This window comes from Terriglobus sp. YAF25 (assembly GCF_052113305.1).
Taxonomy (GTDB): Bacteria; Acidobacteriota; Terriglobia; order Terriglobales; family Acidobacteriaceae; genus Terriglobus.
On record NZ_JBFRCY010000316.1, the window covers coordinates 1 to 4,997 of the forward strand.

Consider the following 4,997-nt stretch of genomic DNA (forward strand, 5'->3'; position numbering starts at 1 on the left):
GAGTATGTATCGCAAGATTCAATTAGATCTGCTGCGGCAGATTGCCGCTGTCGTTGAGAAAAAATACGGAATTGAACTGCCCCAGGTTGCCGTGGAGCAGCCGCCGAAGATTGAGTTCGGCGAATATGCGCTGCCTGTAGCGCTGCAACTGGCGAAACGGGTGAAAAAGGCGCCGCGAGCGGTTGCCGAGGAGCTTCGTCCTGAGCTCGAATCGATCGAGGGTGTCGCCTCGGTCGAGATCGCCGGTCCGGGCTACCTGAATATCAAGCTCGATCGCGGCGTGGTTGCCGGCCGTATTGCAACCGCTGAGCACGCCGACGTTGGTGGCCCAGGGTTCCGGCTGGTGGAGCACACCAGCATCAATCCCAATAAGGCTGCCCACATCGGTCACCTGCGCAATGCCATTCTGGGAGATACCTTTCAGCGGCTGCTGCGCAAAGACGAATATAAGAGCGGTTATGACGTCGGCGTTCAGAACTACATCGATAACACCGGAGTGCAGGTCGCCGATGTGGTGGTAGGCATGGTGGCCCTGGAAGGCCGCTCGCTTGCCGGCGTGAAGTCGTTGCTTGAAGAACTCGCGGCCAGCAACGAACGAGTCGACTACTACATGTGGGATCTGTACGCGCGTGTCTCGCAGTGGTACACGGCCGATGAGGCGGAGAAGGAAGCACGGAAGAAGCTGCGTCTCGACACACTGCACGCCATCGAGCACGGCGGCAATGAGACTGCCGAGGTTGCCGATCTGATTGCAACAGCCGTACTGCGCCGGCATCTCGAGACCATGGAGCGGCTCAGCATCGAGTATGACTTCCTGCCCAGAGAGAGCGAGATCCTCCATCTGAAGTTCTGGGATGCGGCCCGGGCACTGATGATTGAGAAGGGAGTGCTCTACCAGGAGACCGAGGGCAAAAACAAAGGCTGCTGGGTGATGCGCCGCGCCGGCGCTGAGGTCCCCACCGAAGGGCCGGATGAGGATGCGAAGGTGATCGTACGGTCAAACGGCACGGTGACCTACGTCGGTAAGGACATTGCTTATCATCTGTGGAAGTTCGGCCTGCTGGGCAAGGACTTCGGCTATAAGCCGTTCCATCAATACCCAAACCATATGTGCTGGATCTCGACCGAACACGGCGAAGAGCAGCATCCATATTTCGGCCGCGCGGATGCCATCTACAACGTCATCGACTCACGTCAGAATGATCCGCAGAACAACGTCATTCAGGCTCTACGCGGCATGGGATACGAGGATGCCGCTGATCGCTACACTCATCTGAACTACGAGATGGTGGCGTTGACGCCACGTTGTGCGATTGAACTGGGCTACACCATCAGCGAAGAAGATCAGCAGCGTGCCTACATCGAGGTGAGCGGGCGCAAGGGATTCGGCGTAAAAGCGGATGACCTGCTGGACAAGCTGATTGCTGCAGCGAAGGTCGAAGTGGACTCGCGTCATCCTGAACTGGACGAGCCAGACCGCTTCGAAACCGCACGTAAGATCGCCGTTGGCGCTTTGCGTTACTTCATGCTGAAGTACTCACGGAATACCGTCATCGCATTCGACTTCCGCGATGCATTGAGCTTTGAGGGTGAGACCGGACCATACGTGCAGTACGCCATCGTGCGCGCCGCAAATATCTTCCGTAAAGCGGGTGTCGATGAGCAGGACGCGGTGTCCGACCTCGCACCAGGGGATCTGCTGGAAGGGGAGAGCGGCGTCAGCATCTGGGAGGTATGGCTCACGGCGTCGAAGCTGACGATGGTGATTGAGCAGGCCATCCAGAATGCAGAACCGGCGATCCTGGCAAAGTATGTCTTCCAGCTGGCGCAACAGTTCAACAACTTCTACCACAAGCATCACATCCTGACCGAGACGGATGAGGCGAAGAAGAAACTCCTTCTGGCTACGGCGGCTGTCGCCAAACGCGAGATGGTTCGCGCCTTGTCGTTGCTGGGGATTGAAGCTCCCGAGGTGATGTAGGGAGCTTTCTCTCCTTGGCGAGGCGGGCAACGGTGAGAGCCGGAACGCTGTCTTATCTCCCCACATGGAGGTAAGAGATGGCAAACGATCTGACTGGGAAACGTGTTGCGATTCTGGCCACGGATGGTTTCGAGCAGTCGGAACTTAGGGAGCCTTACAAGGCCCTGCAGGCGGCTGGAGCGACGGTGGAGATTGTTTCTCCGAGAGCCGGGGAGATCAAAGGCTGGGACATGACAGACTGGGGAGAGACCGTGAAGGTCGATGTCAATCTCAATTCAGCCCAGGCTTCGGACTACGATGCTCTGGTTTTACCAGGTGGTGTGATGAATCCTGACCGCCTTCGTATGGATGCGAATGCGGTCAGCTTCGTCAAAGAGTTCTTCACGGCGGACAAGCCGGTATCAGCGATTTGTCACGGACCGTGGACTCTGATTGAAGCCGGTGTGGTCAAGGGCCGGACGATGACCTCATGGCCGTCGCTGAAGACGGACCTGATGAACGCCGGAGCCAGCTGGGTGGATCGCGAGGTTGTCGAAGACAAGGGGCTCGTGACCAGCCGCAAGCCAGATGACCTGAAGGTGTTCAACGACAGAACGATCCACCAGATCGCTAAGTCCGGGCTGCGGAGATCTGCAGCCTAACCCTGAATCGTAATGTCCTTGAGCGCGGAGAGTAGGATCTCGCGCCGAATAGGCTTGGAGAGCACTTCCCGAATTTTGAGGCGGTGCTTTTCCGTCTCCGGGAAGTCGGCTGCATCGGAGTACAGGACGAGCGAAGGCTTGTCCGGAACCTGTTCGATCAATTGCGCTCCGCTGATACCGGGAAGGTTGTAGTCGGTCAGCAGAACATCGACGGTTTCTCTTTGCAGAATCGCTAAGGCCTCTTCTCCGCTCGAGGCAGTGAGCACGCGGTATCCATGCTGCGCGAGCCACAGGGGGAGAAGCTCGCGCAGGACGGGTTCGTCATCGACGAAAAGAATCGTTGGTTGTTGGGGCATTCTGAAGCGTCTACTTCTTGTTTTTACTGAGTCGAGCGAACCCATTCCACGATGGAGCGCACGGCGAAACCCGACGGACCTTTCGGCATCCAGGGTTTGTCTGCGTCCTGCCAGGCCAGGCCGGCAATATCGAGGTGGATCCAGGGGGTTTCACCGACGAACTCCTTCAGGAAGGCCGCTGCAGTGGAGGCTCCGCCCCAGCGTGTGTTGGAGGTGTTCATTAGGTCTGCGATGGAAGACTTCATCAGTTGCAGATACTCGTCGGAGCTGGGAAGAGTCCAGAAACCTTCTCCGGCGATCTTGGCCGCACCAGTAAACGCTGTGCTGATGGCCTCATCATTGGTGAACAGGCCGGCGTTGATCAGCCCCAGGGCAACGGCGCAGGCTCCGGTAAGGGTGGCTGCATTGACGAGTTTGGTCGCGCCAAGCTGCTTGGCGTACCAGAGGCCATCGGCCAGCACCAGGCGGCCCTCGGCATCGGTATTGTTGATCTCAATCGTCTTTCCGCTGGCTGAGGTGAGAATGTCGCCCGGCTTGTAGCTGCGGCCCGAGGGCATGTTCTCGCAGGAGCAGATGACAGAGATGACCTTGAACGGCGGCTTGAGTGCGGCAATGGCCTGCATGGCTCCCAGCATGGCGGCCGCGCCGGCCATGTCGTACTTCATCTTTTCCATGCCATCAGCCGGCTTGATGGAGATGCCGCCGGTGTCGAATGTAATGCCTTTACCGACCAGGCCAAACACCGGAGCATCGGCTGCGGGAGCCGACGGAGGCGTATAGGTCAGCACGATGAGCGCGGGCGGTTCATAGCTGCCCTGGGCCACGCCGAGAAAAGCTCCCATGCCCAGCTCTTTCATCTTTTCGGTGGAGTACACCTCAGCGGCAAGGCCGGATGTCCGGGCCATCTCCGCGGCGCGCTGCCCAAGAACGGTAGGGGTAAGTTTGTTCCCCGGTTCATTGACCAGCGAGCGGGCAAAGTTCTGTGCAGAGGCGATGATCTCGCCCGCGGCAACGCCGGTCTCAATGGCTGCCCGCACTCCTGAAGGAGCAAACACGCTAAGGGTGGCAATGCTCTGGTCCTTGCGGTCGGACTTATAGGTATCCGGATCGAAGTCGGCGATCACAGCGCCTTCAACAATGGTCTGTGCAGAACGAGCCGGTTCGATGGCAAGATCTTGCGCCTCAGGGAAGATGATTGCCACTTCGCGAATACCGCGAGGTTTGGCAAAGCGGACTGCCGTACCGCCGGCCTTCCGCAGCTCGACGGCGGAAAGGGACTTTGCTTTGCCCACGCCGACAATCAGGAGGCGAGCTGCCTTCAGCCCGGCGGGGTTATGCAGCAGCAGAGTCTCCGCAACCCCCGCCTTGAACTCTCCGGAGGTCAGCACGGTAGCGGCTGCCGACTGTACGGCGGCAGACACAGAGAGCAGGGCGATCTTCGGGTCGCCTTCCTTTTCTGTGTTCTGGTCGAGGGCGAAAACTGTTAGCAGGGGGGAGGCGGAGGATGCGGCATCCTCAAAAACAAGCTTGGTCTGCATATTCCTCATGGTAGAGCATTTTCCCTGTCGCTCGGTATCCCGGAAGAGGAGTGCAGCGGCGTTTTCATTGCAGAAAACGCCCATAGATGCGGAAGCCCTACTCTACACCTACAGGGAAAATGCTCCAACGCTGGACAGGAAAGTTCCATCGTAGACGGAATGTCGGCAATCGACAATCAGAGCAATTCTCCTAATTCTGTGGCTTTGGATAAAACTGCGAATGCCGTTTCCTTCGCAGGAAAACGGCGCAAACAGCCCAGACTCCGCTCCACACCTTTAGGAGAATTGCTTTAGAGCATTTTCCCTGTTGCTGGGTATCCCGGAAAGGGTGTGCAGCGGCGTTTTCATTGCGGAAGACGCCCATAGATACGGAAGCTCTACATTACACTTACTGGGAAATTGCTCTAGCGCCGCTGGCCGCGTGCCACGGCCGCACGGGCTTCTTTGTCGGCTTCCCGACTCCGCTCGGTCTCACGCTCTG

At 58.2% G+C, this 4,997-nt stretch carries 4 protein-coding genes; 2 read left to right on the top strand and 2 right to left on the bottom strand.

Features of this window, described 5'->3' with window-relative positions; all coding sequences use genetic code 11:
* The first annotated feature begins 4 nt into the window (after nt 1-4).
* Nucleotides 5-1,981, top strand: coding sequence for an arginine--tRNA ligase (locus tag AB4043_RS14185; RefSeq protein WP_442300093.1), 1,977 nt, complete (start codon nt 5-7; stop codon nt 1,979-1,981).
* A 77-nt stretch (nt 1,982-2,058) separates the two neighbouring features.
* On the top strand, nt 2,059-2,622 hold the full coding sequence (locus AB4043_RS14190) for a type 1 glutamine amidotransferase domain-containing protein (protein ID WP_442300092.1): 564 nt from the start codon (nt 2,059-2,061) through the stop codon (nt 2,620-2,622).
* Here the strand turns inward: AB4043_RS14190 and AB4043_RS14195 are convergent.
* Both AB4043_RS14195 and AB4043_RS14200 read right to left on the bottom strand, forming a co-directional pair.
* Entirely contained in the window at nt 2,619-2,978 is a 360-nt protein-coding gene (locus tag AB4043_RS14195; RefSeq protein ID WP_442300091.1) for a response regulator, read from the bottom strand. The genes AB4043_RS14190 and AB4043_RS14195 overlap by 4 nt on opposite strands.
* A 23-nt stretch (nt 2,979-3,001) precedes the next feature.
* On the bottom strand, nt 3,002-4,516 hold the full coding sequence (locus tag AB4043_RS14200; protein ID WP_442300090.1) for a leucyl aminopeptidase: 1,515 nt from the start codon (nt 4,514-4,516) through the stop codon (nt 3,002-3,004).
* Nucleotides 4,517-4,997: the final 481 nt, after the last annotated feature.

Excerpts from the sequence above, each read along its gene's own strand:
- AB4043_RS14185 (WP_442300093.1), top strand. The coding sequence starts at position 5 with ATGTATCGCAAGATTCAATTAGATCTGCTGCGGCAGATTGCCGCTGTC.
- AB4043_RS14190 (WP_442300092.1), top strand. The coding sequence starts at position 2,059 with ATGGCAAACGATCTGACTGGGAAACGTGTTGCGATTCTGGCCACGGAT.
- AB4043_RS14195 (WP_442300091.1), bottom strand. The coding sequence starts at position 2,978 with ATGCCCCAACAACCAACGATTCTTTTCGTCGATGACGAACCCGTCCTG.
- AB4043_RS14200 (WP_442300090.1), bottom strand. The coding sequence starts at position 4,516 with ATGCAGACCAAGCTTGTTTTTGAGGATGCCGCATCCTCCGCCTCCCCC.